This is a genomic window from Rhizobium sp. Leaf321 (assembly GCF_001423215.1).
GTDB lineage: Bacteria > Pseudomonadota > Alphaproteobacteria > Rhizobiales > Rhizobiaceae > Neorhizobium > Neorhizobium soli.
On sequence record NZ_LMOF01000007.1, the window covers coordinates 509,810 to 525,915 of the forward strand.

Genomic DNA, 16,106 nt, shown 5'->3' on the forward strand with positions numbered 1-16,106 from the left:
GACCCGAAAAGATACCAGTCATTAACCATTCCAAGCTAATTTGCGAGGCACTTGAAGTTTCTGGTTTCCAAGGGAAAGCACATGTATTCGCGCTTCTTTTCGCTTTTCGGTGGCATCGTTGCACTGACCATCGCAACTGCTCCCGCCCTGGCACCGGAGGCCTCCGCGGCTTCGCGTGACAAATCCTTTTTCCAGCAGGTCGGTGGTGTCTGGAAGGGTCCGGGCGAAATCGTCGCGGGCAAGTACAAGGGTACGAAGTTCAGCTGCAATCTGATTGGCGCTGCCCAGCCGGATGGCACTGTCGGTATCAAGCTCGACGGCACCTGCCGCGTCGGCGTCTTCCAGCAGCCGATGTCCGCTGTCATCAGCCAGAGCAGCACCGGCTATTCCGGCAAGTTCCTGGACGGCGCCCAGGGCAAGGGCCTCGACATCGTCTCCGGCTCCGTCAATGGCGACAAGGTCGTGATGGGCATCAACCGTGCCCAGCTGAACGGCGCCATGGTCGCCAGCCTGCGCGGCGAGAACAAGATGAACATCACCATTTCGGTGAAGGTCGAAGACCAGATGGTGCCCGTGATCGGCCTGTCGCTGGATCGCGATCTCGATTCGATCGCCGTCGGTTCGATCAAGCCGTAATCCACCAGTCCCTGTCTGCGTCAACGATCCTGATGCCTTCGATGTCCGCCTCTGCCAGCCAGGCGCGGACATTTTTCTGTCCGAGGACCATTTCCGGCGCGACATCGGCAAGCGGCATCATCACAAAGCCCCTCGCCGTCATGCGCGGATGCGGAAGCTCCAGCGTCTCGGAGTGATACGCGCTGTCGCCGTAGGTCAGTATATCGATATCGATCGTTCGCGGGCCCCAGCGCTCGACGCGCTCACGCTTGCGCCGCCTTTCCATATCAAGACAGACATCGAGAAGCGGCTCGGGATGAAGCAACGTCTCGATCAGGGCGCAGCAGTTCAGGAACTCGGCCTGATCCGTCTTCCCCCATGGCGGCGTGGCATAAAGCCGGGATACGGCGAGCACCCGACAGTCCGATCGGGCATCGAGTTCCCTCAACGCGTCTGCCATCGCAGCCCGCGGATCACCGACGTTACCGCCGAGCCCAAGGGCTACCAATTCCATCGAGCCGTCACGCGACATGCTCGATCCTGACTTCGGCATGATCAAGAATTCCTGGGATCGGCACGCTCGGCTTGCGCACCGCCACCTCGACCCGTCGGATCTGCGACGACCAGGCGCAAAGCGCCTTAGCAATGTCCTTGGCCAGCGTCTCGATCAGGTTGCGGCGCGTGCCAGTCACGATCTGCTCTACAATTTTAAAGGCTTCGCCATAGTGCACGGTGCTCTCGACGTTGTCGTCCTCCAGCGCTTCTTCGGCATCCACATGCATGACGAGATCGACATAGAATCGCTGACCGAGCCTCTCTTCTTCCGGAAAGGCTCCATGACGAGCGAAGAAGGCGCAGTTTTTCAAGGCGATGCTGTAGGTCCCCATCAGCTCTCCTCCCGTTGCGCCGCACGGGACGCCAGAACCGCATCTGCCATCAGCAGGGCGTCGCGGTTGGCCGCGACATTATGAACCCGGAAGATCGCCGCACCGGCGAGTCGGAGGATCGCAGTCGTTGCAGCCGTGCCGATATCCCGCTGATCGGCCGGATCCCGCATCGTGACTGAACCGACAAACCGCTTCCGCGACGTCCCGGCGAGCAAGGGAAATCCGAGTGACTGCAACTCGCGAAAGCGGGCGATCAGTTCCATGTCGTCGTCCCGGTTCTTGGCAAATCCGAACCCGGGATCGAGCACGATCGCCGCATCCTTGATCCCGGCAGCATGCGCGATCTTGAGAGACCGCGTGAGGAAATACTGCTGGTCTTCGATCATGTCCGCACGTCGATCCGTCCGGTCGCGTCCCGTATGCATGATGCAGATACCGGCACCTGTCTCGGCCGCGACGTCAGCCATATCGGGTTCGCGCTGAAGTCCATGTACGTCATTGATGACGTGGGCGCCGGCAGCCATCGCCAGCCGCGCCGTTACCGCACGATAGGTATCGACCGAGATGATAGCGTCGGTTTCGCCGACAAGCTTCTCGATCACCGGCAGGATGCGATCCTGTTCTTCGGCAGGCGTCACCGCCGCCGCGCCGGGCCGTGTCGATTCGCCACCGATATCGAGGATGGCAGCACCTTCGGCGACGCAGCTCAGCGCATGCCGCACGGCGCCATCCGTTTGCGCATGCCGACCGCCGTCGGAAAACGAGTCTGGGGTCACGTTGACGATCGCCATGATATGGCCTTGCGCGCCGAGTTCCAGCACGCGTCCGCGCGCCAATTGCCAGTGCGTGTTGCGCCGCGATATCACCGGCCAATCATCTTCGGAGAGTTGACACAAAATTCAGGGACCTCGTGTTGCGCTTGGTCTCGCTATGCCCCAAGCTCTTTTAAAGTTCAACGTTGCAGGCCACAGAATGTTTTCAATGCGCGCGGTTCGCCGTCTCATCGGTACCGTACTTCTTGCAGGCGTCTTCGCCTCTCCCGCATCGGCCGCACCGATCATCACCAAGACTTACTCGTATTTTCAGATCGGCGGCAAAACTGCCGAAGACCTCGACAAGGAGCTGGAAAAACGCGGTCCGCTGACCCGCACGACCGGCCACCGTCATCCCGGTGCAACCGAAATCAAATTCGGCGGGGAAGTGACCTATGTCGAGCGCGCCAATCGCTGCACGGTCGGCGCCGCAAGGGTCACACTGCGTACCCATATCGTTCTGCCACGCTGGATCAATCGACGTCGTGCAGACGCGGATCTTGGCATGATATGGGACACGCTTTCGGCAGACATCAAGCGCCACGAAGAACGCCATGCCGAGATTGCCCGCACCCACGCCCGCATTCTCGAGAGACAGCTTCTGGACCTATCGACGCCCAGCAGTTGCGATAGTCTCGAAAAGAAGGTGGCCGATGCGACTCGCGATCTTCTGGAAGCACACGACCGGGAACAGATGCGGTTCGACCAGGTCGAGTCGAAGAACTTCGACGAGCGGATGACCCGTCTTCTGAAATACCGGATGAAGCGCGACTGATCGGGCAGCGAAAGACGACCTCGATCGGCACAGCCAATCCACCGACCCGTAGCCCGGCCTTTCCCGAGACTTGCGCGGAGCTTTCGCACCACCCTGTCATTCATCGGTGACTTATAATAATATACTAATGTGTGTGTCTGGGCTAAAACCGTAGCAACAGAACGGCGCTGCCAACGACCCATATCAAGGGTCATCCAGCCGCCCGCGATCCCGGCCACGGTGCCCGGATCCACCCGTTCAGGCGCCGCAGATGTTCGCGGCCGCGATCAGGCACTTGGACCGAGAGAGGTCCCGCGTTGTTGCCTTGTACAAGCTTCACAGGTCTCCCCGGCGCAATTGCGGCCGCAGGCGTTTTCCTCCCTCGCCTTGCGGCTATGCGCCTGCCTTGCCTCGCTTGCGCTAACTGCGCAGCGAGGCATTTTTTTGGAGTAACGTCGTCTGGTTTGGTTCAGGCCTGACGTTCTGGAACGTGCACGATCAGACCGTCGAGATCGGCCTTGATCTTGATCTGACAGGACAGCCGCGAGGTCGGCTTCACCTCAAAGGCGAAGTCGAGCATGTCTTCTTCCATCGCTGCCGGAGGACCGACCTTTTCGGTCCAGCCATCGTCGACATAGACATGACAGGTGGCACAGGCACAGGCGCCGCCGCATTCGGCCTCTATGCCTGGCACGGAATTGCGCACGGCGTTCTCCATCACTGTGGAGCCGTTGTCAGCTTCGATATCGAAGCGCGTACCGTCGAAGGCAACGAGGGTCAGTTTCGTCATAATCAGGAAATCCGCATTGAGTGGCAGTCTTGGCCGGTTGTCTTCCGATAAATCACCGGTCCAGTCAACACGAACGGACGACGCGCCGTTGTCTTGCGGCGCCCTTCAACTGTCACGGATCAGCGGCAGAGTTTCAGGATGAAGTTCTCCGCTTCCACGACACACGCGGCAAGCGCGGCCAAATGCGCGGCGTCGGCACCGTCTGCTTCGAGTTTTTCTGCAGCTTTGGAAACGCCGAACGCGCCGACCGCAGATGCAGCACCCCTCAGGCGATGCGCCGTCATCGCAACCCCGGCAGCGTCTGCGCCCGTCATGTCCTGCAGCGCCCGGCGGGCGTTGCGGGCAAACATCATCAGCACTTCGTTTTCCAGTGTCTTGTCGCCCATCGTCTGGCGGGCAAGATGCACGAGATCGATCGGGCGCGACTGCGAAGGACATGCCCCGCGCGGGCTAGTGGGCGTTGAAAAAGCAGTATTCGCCGCTGACATGAAACTCTGTTCCTCTTTGGGGCTCAATCATGCGTCCCAGTGATGCGGGACAGCGGCTGCCTATCCCGTTAAATTCCGGCACAATCACGGCGCAAATTTCGGGACATGGTTAATTTCCATCAACCTCACGGAATGTCAGGGGTTTCGACATTTTTCGTGGTTTAAATTCTGTTAACAACAAATCTGCTTTCCGGGCCGATCCCGGCCGAGCAATTGTGTGAAAGACACGAATGTGTCACTACAGGACGGTTGAGATGGGTGTGTAAACCATCCTGCGTCTGACGGCGGAACGGTGGTAAGCTTTCATTATCATCCGTTTGCAACAACGGCCGTTCGAATTGTGAGTAAAGTGGAATTGCGGCCAGCATGACGCACGGGCCGGGTTCCGGTCGGCGACCCGACTTCCAGCCTGCAGGCGGCAGAGCTGGAACGAAAGCGCCGGGTGAGTGTAACGAGGCGTAACCGCATGGCGAAGAAAACGAGCAGCGAGTCGGTCGATGAGACGGCTTTCCAGGCACTGGAAGAAGCGCTGAAGATCGACTTCAACGGCGAGCAGCCTCGCGCCCGACCAACTCAGACCGCTTCGGAGACCAGAGTGTCGGATACGCCAAGGCAGCGCTCCCCATCGTCCTCACAAAATCCGCAATCCGCTCCGCCTCGTCAGGCCGGTCCCGAAACGACAGCCCGACAGCCCGCTTTCGAGCCGGCCAATGATGCCGGTCGCCGCACCCCGAATGCGATTCTTCGTTCGCTCGAAGGCGGCTCGATCAAGAGCGCCGTCCGCAATGCCGCCATTATCTCGTTCTTCTGGGTTGTTGCGGGTATCGGTCTCGGCCAGCTGATCTACGGCAGCCAGCTGTGGGAATTCACCTCGGTCGCCGGCGTCCTCGCTGCACCGGGAATCGTCGCCCTCGTCGTCGGCATCCTGCTGCCGATCATGCTGTTCTTCGCCTTCGCGATCATGATGGCGAGAGCTGCCGATCTGCGCAATGCGGCCCGCTCGATGGCGGAAGTGGCCCTGCGTCTCTCCGAACCGGAAACCATTGCCTCCGAGCGCATCATGTCGGTCGGCCAGGCTGTCCGCCGCGAAGTGTCTGCGATGAACGAAGGCATCGAGCGCACCATTGCGCGTGCCTCCGAGCTGGAAACGCTGGTTCATTCCGAAGTCAACGCGCTGGAACGCAGCTATACAGACAACGAGCTGCGCGTCCGCGGCCTGGTTCACGAACTCGGCGCCGAGCGCGACGCGATCGTCAACCACGCAGAACGTATCCGCTCGTCGATCGTCGGCGTGCACGAGCAGCTGAAGGAAGACCTGTCGCTGTCGACAGAGGAGATCTCCGTTCGCCTTGCCACGTCAGGCGAGGCCTTTGCCTCGATGATCGACACCCGCGCCGCGTCTCTCATCGCAAAATCCGACGCTGCCGGTGAAGCGCTCAGCTCCCTGATGGCGGCCCGTGCCGAAAACCTCGTCTCGAGCCTGGCATCGTCCGGTATCGCTCTGGCCACCGAGTTCGATATCCGCCTCGACACGCTCACATCGACCATGTCCGAACGCGGTCAGGAATTGCTCGGCCAGTTCGAAACCCGTGCGTCGACCATCGATGCCAACACCGAAAAGCTCAACGCCGCCCTCGCCGACCGCACCCGTCAGCTCAACGAAACGCTGCTTGCCCGCACCCGCGAAATCACCGAGGGTCTGAACGACAGCGAGAAGACGCTCGGCGGCACGCTGGACACGGCGATCGCCGCACTCAACCGCTCGCTTGACCAGAAGAGCGCCACCTTCCGTCAGAGCCTGCAGACTGCTTCCGACGACGCGATCATGGATCTCGACCTCCGCTCCGGCCTGTTTGAAGACCGTCTCCAGGCAACCGTTGGCCAGCTTTCGGCAACCTTCGACGACGGCCTGTCGCATTTTACCACGGCATTCGACCAGCGCGCCGGCACGCTCGACAGCAAGCTGATGGACAGCCTCGCCCGCATCAACGAAACCGTCGCAGGCGGTTCGGATGCTATCGAAGGCATCCTGTCGTCCAGCATCGACCGGATCGGCAATGCACTGACCGACCAGTCCCTTGCGCTCGCAACGACGCTTGGAACCGGCCAGGAAGTGCTGGACTCCATGCTCGAAAACCGCGCCCGCGAGTTTTCCGATGCGCTTGCTGCCCGCAGCAACGAAATCAGCCACAGCTTCGGCGACGCCCACAACAAGGTCGACGCCGTCATGGTCGAACGCGGCACGGCACTCGCCGCCGCACTTTCCGATAGCCAAGCCCGTTTCGAGGACGCCGTCGGTTCACGCGCGGACGCCCTCATCGATGCGGTCACCGGCAGCCACGATCGTCTTGCAGAAGTCCTCGACAGCCGCACCTCGGCAATCAGCGAGCTGATGTCGGGAACACCCGAGCGCCTGTCCTCGATGTTCGACGACAAGACTGAAGTCCTGTCGAAGGCGCTGTCCGAAAGCGAGATCCGGCTCGGCAGCGAACTGGAGCGCAAGGTGACGAGCCTCGACACGACGCTTGCCGCCAACCGCGACCGCCTCGCTGAAATCTTCGATGACCGATCGATGGACATCGCGACTTCGCTTGCCCTGCATGAAGATCGCCTCACAGGCGCACTCGAAGAAAAGACGGCAGCTCTGATCGGCGCCGTATCGGATGCAGACAGCCGTATCGAACACACGTTCGCCGCTCGCGCCGAGGCAATTCGCACGGCCTATACGGACGGCCAGCTCGGTCTCGATCTCTCGCTCGAAAGCCACGTCTCCGAGCTTTCCCGCATCATCGACAGCGGCAGCGAACGGCTCGATAAGTCTGTCGGCGGTGCAGCCGAACGGATCGAAGCCACGTTGGCCGAGCGCACCGAAGCGATCCGCAGCGTCTATCAGGACGGCCAGATTGGTCTCGACATCACGCTTGCGACCCAGACCTCGGAACTGGCGCGCATTCTCGACGGCGGCAGCGAACGCCTCGAGAATTCCGTAGAAGGGGTTGCCGGCCGCATTGAAGCTGCCTTTGCCGATCGCACCGACGCGATCCGCAACGCCTATCAGGAAGGTCAGCTCGGTCTCGACATTACACTCGAAACGCATGCTTCGGAACTCACCCGCATCATCGAAGGCGGCAGCGAGAAGCTTGAGACATCCGTCGGCGGCGCAGCCCAGCGCATCGAGAGCGCCTTCGCCGATCGTACCGAAGCGATCCGCAACGCCTATCAGGAAGGTCAGCTCGGTCTCGACATCTCGCTCGAAACCCACGCCTCGGAACTCACCCGCATCATCGAAGGCGGCAGCAAGAAGCTTGAGACATCCGTCGGCGGCGCAGCCCAGCGTATCGAAACGGCGTTCGCAGATCGTACCGACGCAATCCGCACTGCCTATCAGGAAGGTCAGCTCGGCCTCGACATCACACTCGAAACGCACGCTTCGGAACTTACCCGCATCATCGAAGGCGGCAGCGAGAAGCTTGAGACATCCGTCGGCGGCGCAGCCCAGCGGATCGAAAGCGCCTTCGCCGATCGCACCGATGCGATCCGCACCGCCTATCAGGAAGGTCAGCTCGGCCTCGACATCACACTCGAAACGCACGCTTCGGAACTCACCCGCATCATCCAGGGCGGTAGCGAGAAGCTTGAGACGTCCGTCGGCGGTGCAGCCCAGCGCATCGAAAGCGCCTTTGCCGATCGTACCGATGCCATCCGCAGCGCCTATCAGGAAGGCCAGCTCGGCCTCGACATCACGCTCGAGACCCACGCCTCGGAACTGTCGCGCATCATCCAGTCCGGCAGCGCGCAGCTTGAGACATCCGTCGGCGGTGCAGCGGAACGCATCGAAAGCGCGTTTGCAGATCGCACGGATGCAATCCGCAGTGCCTACCAGGACGGCCAGCTCGGCCTCGACATCACGCTCGAAACCCAGGCTGCGGAACTGTCCCGCATCCTCGACGGTGGCAGCGCTCGTCTCGAAAACTCGGTCGGTGGCGCAGCCACACGTATTGAATCCGCCCTCACCGATGGCACCAGCCGCTTCGAAACCGGCATGGCCGATGGCCTGCAGCGGATGGACGAAACCTTCGACGCCACCCAGCAGCGGATTGCTGCAACGATCGGCCTCGGTCACCAGCAGCTCGCCGATACGCTTGCCACAGCCGGACAGGACATCGCGCAGACGCTCGGCGCCGCCAACTACGAGATTTCCTCGACGGTCGGTTCGGGCGCCCAGAACATTTCCCAGTCCGTCGGCGACGCAACGCGCAACATCGCTTCGACCTTGGATGGAGCAACCCGCACCATCAGCGACACGGTCGGCACCGCTGCCGTACAGATCTCAGGCGTCGTCGATACCGCAAGCCGCGACATATCCGAAAAGGTCACGACGGCACACGGTCAGATGGCCGAGACGCTCGACACCGCAAACCGCCAGCTCTCGTCTACGCTCGATGGCGGCTACGAGCGCATTCGCTCGACACTCGACGATCGCGGCGGCCTGATTGCCAGCACGCTCACCAATGCGCAAAACCATCTGGCCGACTTGATGCTGGATCAGGCAACATCGATCGGCGCCACCATCGCAACCAGCGCCGGCATGCTGGAAATGTCCCTCGAAGCCCAGCAGGAATCGCTGCGCGCCACGATCGACGGCGCCGGTGAAAACCTGGAAACGCGTCTTCGCGAAAACGTCGGCGCGATTGCAGGCCAGCTCAACGAAGCCGCCCGCGAAATCACAGCCTCCGCAGAGGGATTCTCGAGCCGCGTCGAAGAAACTGTCGGCGGCGTTTCTACCGCCCTCGATGGCGCCGGCACCCGGATAGAGACGACTTTCGGTGGTCTGGAAGAACGCATCCGCTCGGAACTGGGCAATGCGACCAGCCTGGTCGACACGGCCGGCAACAGTATCGCCGATGCACTCGGCGCCCGCACCGCGGAACTGGAGCGCGTTACCAGCCTTGCGACCGATCGCGTTTCTACCGTGATGAGTGATCGCACGGCCGAACTGGAGCGCTTGTCGGGAGAAACTGCAGACCGCATCAATCAGGCGCTCGCATCCCGCACGCAGGAATTTGAGCGCATCGGATCCGAAACGTCGGATCGGATCGCCGAAACGCTGGATACACGCACCGCCCGCATCGAAGAACGGCTCGGCACCATGGACCGGGCGCTCACCGTCGGCCTAGACGCCGTGTCGCGCACCATCGAAGGCAAGGCTGTCGGCCTCGCCTCCAGCCTCCGCGACGCCGTCAGCGCCGCAGCGCAGGGCATGGATAGCGAAGCCAGCCGTTCGGCAGAGCTTCTTGCCCGCGCCGGCGCAGACTTCACGGAAGAACTCAGTACCCGCAACGATGAGTTTGCCCGCTCGATCGAACAGCGCTCCAACGATATCGTCGACCGCATTTCGGAAACCCAGAACCGGCTTGCCGGTCAGGCGGCAACCGTGGCGCAGGCCTTCTCGGAAGCCGGCAACGCGATCGTGCACAAGGTCGCCGAAGCAGACAGCCTGGTGAAGAAACAGGTCAATGCGATTTCGGAAGCGCTTGGCGATGCCGAAAAGGCGCTCGATGCCCGCGGTACGTCTCTGCGCGACACGCTTGCCGAAACCGCAGGCGAACTCGACAGCGCTCTCACGGCCGTCGACAAGGCGCTCGCTGCCCGTGGCGAATCGATCCGCTCGTCGCTCGACAGCCGCACCCGCGACCTGAACTCGATGCTCTCAAGCCGTTCGGCCGAACTCTCCAAGCTGATCGACGAAAAGGCACGGCCGCTGGTCGAGGAATATGCCGAGACCGGCCGGTCCGCCGCCGAGCGCATCAGCCAGGCCGCACAGGAAAGCGCCGAGCGCCTTTCCACGGCCGCCCGCGATACGACCGACCGCATCCGCAACGAGAACGACGCACTGGTGGAGGCGATTTCCGCCCGCACCAACGAAACGCTCGCCGCCATCAGCCAGCGGACAGAGAATGCCACCGGTGCCATGCGCGCCGTCGAGCAGAGCCTGTCGGCAAACGTCAACAGCCTGATCGAGCGTCTTGCCGAAAGCAATTCGGGCATCGCATCGCTGGTCGAACAGGCCGCCCGCAATCTCGGCCAGGCAGCGGACCGCGTCAGCGAACAGCTGTCCGACGCCGATCAGAAGCTCGATGCGACCGCCAACCGCTTTGCCGAGTCGGCCAACAGCGCGGCCGACCTCGTGCACGGTTCGAGCCGCCTGCTTGAAAACAACATCGATCGCCTGGTCAGCATTTCCGGCCAGACGCTCAGCCAGGTCGGCGGCATCGTCGGTCGCTTCGACGATCACTCCAAGGTTCTGGCCCAGGCATCCGAGCTGCTCGGCGCTGCCCAGTCGAACCTTGCCAGCACGCTCGACGAACGCCAGACGGCGCTCCGCACCCTCTCTGCCGGTCTCGTCAAGCGTTCCGAGGAAATCGAAGGCACGCTCAATGGTCTGACCTCGCTCGTCGATGGCGCCTTTACCCGCGCCGAAGATCGCACCTCGCAGATCGGCGCATCGCTGCGCGAAAGCCTGCACGCTTCCTTCGCCGATATCGGCCGCGGCCTTGGCGAAACCCAGCAGCGTGCCAACCTCACGGCCCAGGCTATGCGCGAGACGCTGAGCGAGGCTGGCAACGAGGCAAGCCGCGCCATCGAGACGACACTGTCGGATGCCGAAACACGCGCCCGCGATCTCTCCGAACGCCTGCGCGGCAGCATCACCGGTTCGATGGGCGACATTGAGCGCCTGCTGGCCGACGCCGCAAACCGCACCGATGGCGCAGCCCAGCAGTTGCGCGATACGCTGCGGGTTTCGGTTGAAGAGGCGATCGGCCGCTTTACCGGCGCAACCGACGAGATCCGCCGCTCGGCCCAGGACATTCGCCAGGAACTCGATGCGACTCGCACCGAACTGAAGCGCGGCGCGTTCGATCTGCCCGAAGAAGCCAAGGAAAGCGCAGCCGCCATGCGCCGTGCCGTGGCTGAACAGATCAAGGCCCTGCAGGACATCTCGCAGCTAGTCGGCCGCTCCGCCCAGAGCCTCGACTTGTCCGAGCCGGTTGCAGTGTCGCGCCCTGCTCCGGTCGCCCAGCCGGCTCCGCAGCCGGCGGCCCCGCGCCCTGCAGCCCCGACGGCACCAGCCGCCGCGACAAGCGCACCGTTTGGCTCTTCTGTCCTTCGTGACAGTCTGCCACTCGATCGTCCGACGCCGAGCATCGCACAGGGCGTCAGCAAGCCGGTTGCCCAGGCGCCTTCACAGACGCCACCGGTAACGCAGGTTCTCGCACAGCCTCAGGCCCCGGTCTCCCGCGCACCTGAAGCAACGCAGCGTCCAGGTGAAGGCGGCTGGATCAGCGATCTCCTTCGCGGTGCGTCTCGTGACGATACAGCCGGCACAGTTGCTCGCCAGCCGCAGCAGCCTGCACGCCCGGCAGCAGCCGAACCGGCCCAGCCGGTTCGCACCAACGGAGACAACCGCAACCCGCGCCACATGGTGGAATCGCTCAACTCTCTGTCGGTCGACATCGCCCGCGCGATCGATCACGACGCCTCGGTCGACCTCTGGCGCCGTTACCAGCGCGGCGAGCGCGACGTGTTCACACGCCGCCTCTACACGCTGAAGGGCCAGCAGACGTTCGACGACATCAAGCGGAAATACGAACGCGAGCCGGAATTCCGCACCGCAGTCGATCGCTACATCGCCGATTTCGAAAAGCTGCTCGCCGATGTCGCCCGCACAGATCGCGACAAGACGGTCACCCAGAGCTACCTGACCTCGGATACGGGCAAGGTCTACACCATGCTCGCCCACGCGGCCGGACGTTTCAGCTGATCGATCCATTCCGCAGGGAATGCCAAAAACAAGAAAAGCCGCCTTTCGGGGCGGCTTTTTCGTTGGCGGATGAACCCTGAAGAAGCTGTTGGCGAGAGGGTTACCCCGACCTCCCTCATCCCAGCGCTTGTGCCGAAATCCCAGCGGCACGAGGGCTGTTGGGGTCACAGACTCCTTCAGCTCAAGGACACGAGCTGACTGGATCCCCGCCACAAGGGCGAGGATGAGAGGAGTTTGGTGACAGGCTCAGTTTCCAAACCGACCTGCGGAGTTTTTCGCCAGTACTCTTCACAGAACGCTCAGTCGCCCATCAAGCCGGCTTTCGATGGGCTGCACTACATCGGAGCGAACCTGAGTCTGGCCCTCTTTCTACTCAGTTCCTCAACGGCCGCTCTTTTGCCGCGCCCCAGAAAATGAGCCGCGCATCGGGCGCGTGCCTGAGGAGAATGATCTCCATCCGTGGACGAAGGTCGCTGCGAAAGCGTGACGCGTTCCGGGCGTCCCAGACGCCGATATAGCACGCGCCGGAGACATCGTTGCGAAACACCACGGCGCCGCCAATGGCAGAAGCCAGACCACCTTCGCCCACCACGCCGCCTGCGCCATGAACCGCTACGACACTTTGCAACGGTGCAACGCTGACCACGGTGTCACCGGAGGGAGCAAAACCGGATTGCCTGAAAAGATAGACGGGGATCGGACGCCAGTCATTCGCTTGGCTCTCATGAGAGGCAACCGGGATCGGAGCGCTGTTCACACCACAGGTCAACGCCATAACGGCCAGGCTATTAGTTCGGATTGCGAAGCCAGCTGTCAAAGACACATGGCAGGACTTGCGAGGGATCTTAGGGCTGGAAGCAGTATCGTATCGCTCAGCTGGCAGAGCGGGTCCGGAAGCCGGGTGGGCATCCTATCGCGATGCTTGGGACCATCGCCAAGCTTCACCGCCAGCGCCCTTGGGTAGCGCTCGCTCAGCTCACATGACGTACTGCAGGAAAGTGCTTCTCCGCTGCGAATTATTCGGCAGAGAAGTGTCCCCCAGGCCGATATCGCGCGGGTCGTCCCCGCGCGAAAAGGATCACATGGCCTTGAGAGCCCAGTCGACAATATTCGCGCCGACCTGTGCAAATGCCTTGTCCAGCGCTTCGATGAAGCGGCGGTTCTCGGTTCCGGCGACCGGCACCGTTGCCTTGAAGACGGTCTGTGCACGAACGCTGCCGTTGCGGTCGTTCAAGAGCTTTGCCGAGATCTCCACCGTGGCAAGCCTGTTGCCCTCAGTGACCACCTCGAAGCTGCGGATATCGGTTACGACCTGATAGTCGATCGCCAGACCCTGCCCCGGCTTGCCGACGCCGCCAACCCGTCCGGAGTTTTCGAACGCTTCGACCAGCTTCGACTGGACCAGCGCCGGAAGCCTGTCACCCCAGCGGGAATTGGCCAGATACTGAACCTCTGAGGGTGAAATACGCACAACGACCTGGTCGCTGTTGAGCATCTTGACCGCAGTCGGTTCAGGCACCAGGATTTGCCGGCTCTTCGCGGTTGCTCCACTCGCCATCGGCGTGATCGACAGGTCGAACGTGTCGTTGTTCGCCTTGCTGCCACAACCGGCCAGAAGTGCTGCCATCAAAGGGGCTGCGATGATGATCGGATGGCGCATGACGCGAAGCATCGCAGATCCTTGCATGAAACCCTGAACTCCCCGCATGTTAGCGCCGTGTCCTGCCATCGTACTCTTTCACCGTTTCGCCGCCGAAGATCAGGCGCTGGGGGTTCTGGTCAAAATTGCTGATTGCCTGATTGAGCGACTGCACGGTTCCGCGCGTGTCGTTGATCAGCGTTTGGATGTCTCTCAAGCCACCGGACGAAAAGCGCGACAGGTTGTCGGCAATCGGTCCAACGCGCGAATTGATATTGTCGGCGACGGTGCGGAAGGATTCGAGCGTCTTGCGCGCCTCGGCAAACAGACCCTGCGAGTCGTCGCTGGAAACCAGCCCGTCCACCTTGGCCAGAATGCCGTCGACGCGGTTCGATGCGTTGTTCAGCTTGGTCGACATGTCCGTGAAGTTGGAGATTGCACCGTTGATGTCGTCGCGGCGGCGCGACACGTCGTCGATCACGTCGCGCGCCGAGCTGAGCGTCTGGCGTGCGTCTTCGGATGCCGACGAGATGTTGCGGATCGTAGCGCCGACCTGATTGACGTCGACAGCCGCCATCAGCGTATCGGCGCGTTTCAGGGCGCTCTGCGCATCGACGCCTGCCTGCTGGAAGCTCGCAGCCGCCTGGGTCACGTTCTGCACCAGAGGGCCGAAGTTGTCCGAGGCATTGGCAATGTTGCGAGTCACTCGTTCGGCGTTCGTGACAACCTGATTGACGCGCTCCGCATCGATTGCCCGTACCAGCTGGTCGGCTGCTTCGAGCGTCGAGTTCAACGTGCCGGAGACGCGATCGACCGTCGCCGACAGCGTCGAGAGGCTGTTCAGGAATTTGTCGATACTGTCCGAATTGTTGCTGAGCGCAGCCGTAAACGTCTCGACGTTGCGAATGGTCTGCGTCAGCGGACCACGTGCGTCTCCGACAAATCCCTGGATGTCGCCGATCGCCTGGTCGGCCCGGTCGAGGATCTTGTCGGCGGTCGCAAGAAGGTTGGTCACGCTCGACTGGTCGGCGATCAGCACCGCTGGACGGCCACTCTCGATCGCCTTCTGCAGGATGTTTTCTTCACCCTTGGCACCACCCGACATTTCCACATAGGCAGCGCCCGTCAGGCCCTGAACTTCCAGAACGGCCTTGGTCGACTGGTAGACAGGTGCGTCGGCGCGCACTTCGGTGAACGCGATCGAGTAGCGCGGATCATCCGGGTCGATGCTGAGGCTGCGCACGGAGCCGACTGGGATGCCGTTGAAGCGCACCGCCGAACCAACGGAAAGACCGTTTGCGGAGCCCGGAATGCGAATCGCCAGCTCAGCCGTGGGGCCTCCCCGGCCGGACGAAGCCATCCAGTAGACGAACCCGAAAGCGGCAGCCATTACCAGCAAGGTAAAAAAGCCAACGAGGGCGTAATTTGCTTTAGTTTCCATAGGTTACATCACTTCTCAGATTCGCCGTCGGGCCTGGTCTCATCGGTCACGACGGAACGCGCGCGCTTGCCCTTGAAATAGGACTGAACCCACGGATCGTCGAAGGCGAACATATCCTCAAGCGTGCCTTCCACCAAGACCCGTTTCTGCCCAAGCACGGCAATGCGATCACAAACGGAAAACAGGCTGTCGAGGTCATGGGTCACCATGTAGACGGTGAGGCCAAGCGTATCGCGCAGCCTTGCAATCAAGGCATCGAAATCGGCAGCGCCGATGGGATCGAGGCCGGATGTGGGCTCGTCGAGGAAAACCAGATCGGGGTCGAGCGCAAGAGCGCGCGCAAGGGCTGCACGCTTGATCATGCCGCCGGATAGTTCGGACGGATATTTGTCAGCCGCATCGGGCGGCAGGCCCACCATCTCGAGCTTCACATAGGCGAGTTCGTCCATCAGCGACTGCGGCAGATCGAGATACTCGCGCATCGGCAGCTGGATGTTTTCTTTCACCGTCAGCGCCGAAAACAGCGCACCGTGCTGGAACAGCACGCCGAGCCGCGTATCGAGCGCCACGCGCTGCTGTTCGTCGGCCGTGGCATAATCAACTCCGAGGATCTCGATCGTACCTGAGCGCTGCGGCAGCAATCTGAGAACCGTGCGCATCAGCACCGACTTACCGGTGCCCGACGCTCCGACGAAGCCGAGGATCTCGCCCCGGTAGATATCGAGGTTCAGATTGTCCAGCACGAGCTTCGAGCCGAAGCCGACCGTCAGATCCTTGACCGACAGCACGACCTTGCGCTCGTCGCTCTTCGTCTTCGCGGGTTTGGTATTGTCAAAGGTTTGAACGTCTTCCACGCCG

General features: G+C 62.0%; 12 protein-coding genes. 3 read left to right on the forward strand and 9 right to left on the reverse strand.

Annotation, left to right across the window (positions count from 1 at the left end; genetic code table 11):
• Positions 1–81: 81 nt before the first annotated feature.
• A complete protein-coding gene (locus ASF70_RS15405) occupies positions 82–636 on the forward strand; it encodes a hypothetical protein (RefSeq protein WP_062456618.1) in 555 nt (184 codons plus the stop codon).
• Here the strand turns inward: ASF70_RS15405 and folK are convergent.
• From folK to folP, 3 genes are read right to left on the reverse strand one after another with little or no spacing between them, the layout of a single operon-like run.
• Positions 626–1,168, reverse strand: a complete 543-nt coding sequence (gene folK / locus ASF70_RS15410; RefSeq protein WP_244474047.1) for a 2-amino-4-hydroxy-6-hydroxymethyldihydropteridine diphosphokinase — start codon at positions 1,166–1,168, stop codon at positions 626–628. The genes ASF70_RS15405 and folK overlap by 11 nt on opposite strands.
• Positions 1,137–1,502 (reverse strand): dihydroneopterin aldolase, encoded by a 366-nt coding sequence (folB, locus tag ASF70_RS15415; RefSeq protein WP_062580859.1) that lies wholly within the window; start codon positions 1,500–1,502, stop codon positions 1,137–1,139. Before folB ends, folK begins: the two co-directional genes overlap by 32 nt.
• Positions 1,502–2,293: a dihydropteroate synthase gene (folP, locus tag ASF70_RS15420; protein ID WP_082471952.1), complete on the reverse strand. Its 792-nt coding sequence runs from the start codon at positions 2,291–2,293 to the stop codon at positions 1,502–1,504. The genes folB and folP overlap by 1 nt, the downstream gene beginning before the upstream one ends.
• 181 nt (positions 2,294–2,474) lie before the next feature.
• Here folP and ASF70_RS15425 point away from each other — a divergent pair, with 181 nt between their 5' ends.
• Positions 2,475–3,089, forward strand: a complete 615-nt coding sequence (locus ASF70_RS15425; RefSeq protein ID WP_082471927.1) for a DUF922 domain-containing protein — start codon at positions 2,475–2,477, stop codon at positions 3,087–3,089.
• A gap of 448 nt (positions 3,090–3,537) precedes the next feature.
• Here the strand turns inward: ASF70_RS15425 and ASF70_RS15430 are convergent, their stop codons facing one another.
• On the reverse strand, positions 3,538–3,858 hold the full coding sequence (locus ASF70_RS15430) for a 2Fe-2S iron-sulfur cluster-binding protein (protein WP_062456606.1): 321 nt from the start codon (positions 3,856–3,858) through the stop codon (positions 3,538–3,540).
• Positions 3,859–3,977: 119 nt separating this feature from the next.
• The gene (locus tag ASF70_RS15435) at positions 3,978–4,346 is read right to left on the reverse strand and encodes an Hpt domain-containing protein (RefSeq protein WP_062456603.1); all 369 of its coding nucleotides are present in this window, start codon (positions 4,344–4,346) and stop codon (positions 3,978–3,980) included.
• Between the two features lie 466 nt (positions 4,347–4,812).
• On the opposite strand from ASF70_RS15435, the gene ASF70_RS15440 reads away from it, so the two are divergent.
• Positions 4,813–12,168, forward strand: coding sequence for a hypothetical protein (locus tag ASF70_RS15440; protein ID WP_062580861.1), 7,356 nt, complete (start codon positions 4,813–4,815; stop codon positions 12,166–12,168).
• Between the two features lie 373 nt (positions 12,169–12,541).
• Here ASF70_RS15440 and ASF70_RS15445 read toward each other — a convergent pair whose 3' ends face one another.
• The 4 genes from ASF70_RS15445 to ASF70_RS15460 all read right to left on the reverse strand — a co-directional run bounded on the left by ASF70_RS15445 (position 12,542) and on the right by ASF70_RS15460 (position 16,102).
• Positions 12,542–12,814 (reverse strand): hypothetical protein, encoded by a 273-nt coding sequence (locus tag ASF70_RS15445; RefSeq protein ID WP_156461851.1) that lies wholly within the window; start codon positions 12,812–12,814, stop codon positions 12,542–12,544.
• Between the two features lie 432 nt (positions 12,815–13,246).
• Entirely contained in the window at positions 13,247–13,840 is a 594-nt protein-coding gene (locus ASF70_RS15450) for an ABC-type transport auxiliary lipoprotein family protein (protein WP_113110840.1), read from the reverse strand.
• Positions 13,841–13,877: 37 nt separating this feature from the next.
• Positions 13,878–15,248, reverse strand: a complete 1,371-nt coding sequence (locus ASF70_RS15455; RefSeq protein WP_062456594.1) for an MlaD family protein — start codon at positions 15,246–15,248, stop codon at positions 13,878–13,880.
• An 8-nt stretch (positions 15,249–15,256) separates the two neighbouring features.
• Positions 15,257–16,102, reverse strand: a complete 846-nt coding sequence (locus ASF70_RS15460) for an ABC transporter ATP-binding protein (protein WP_244474048.1) — start codon at positions 16,100–16,102, stop codon at positions 15,257–15,259.
• Positions 16,103–16,106: the final 4 nt, after the last annotated feature.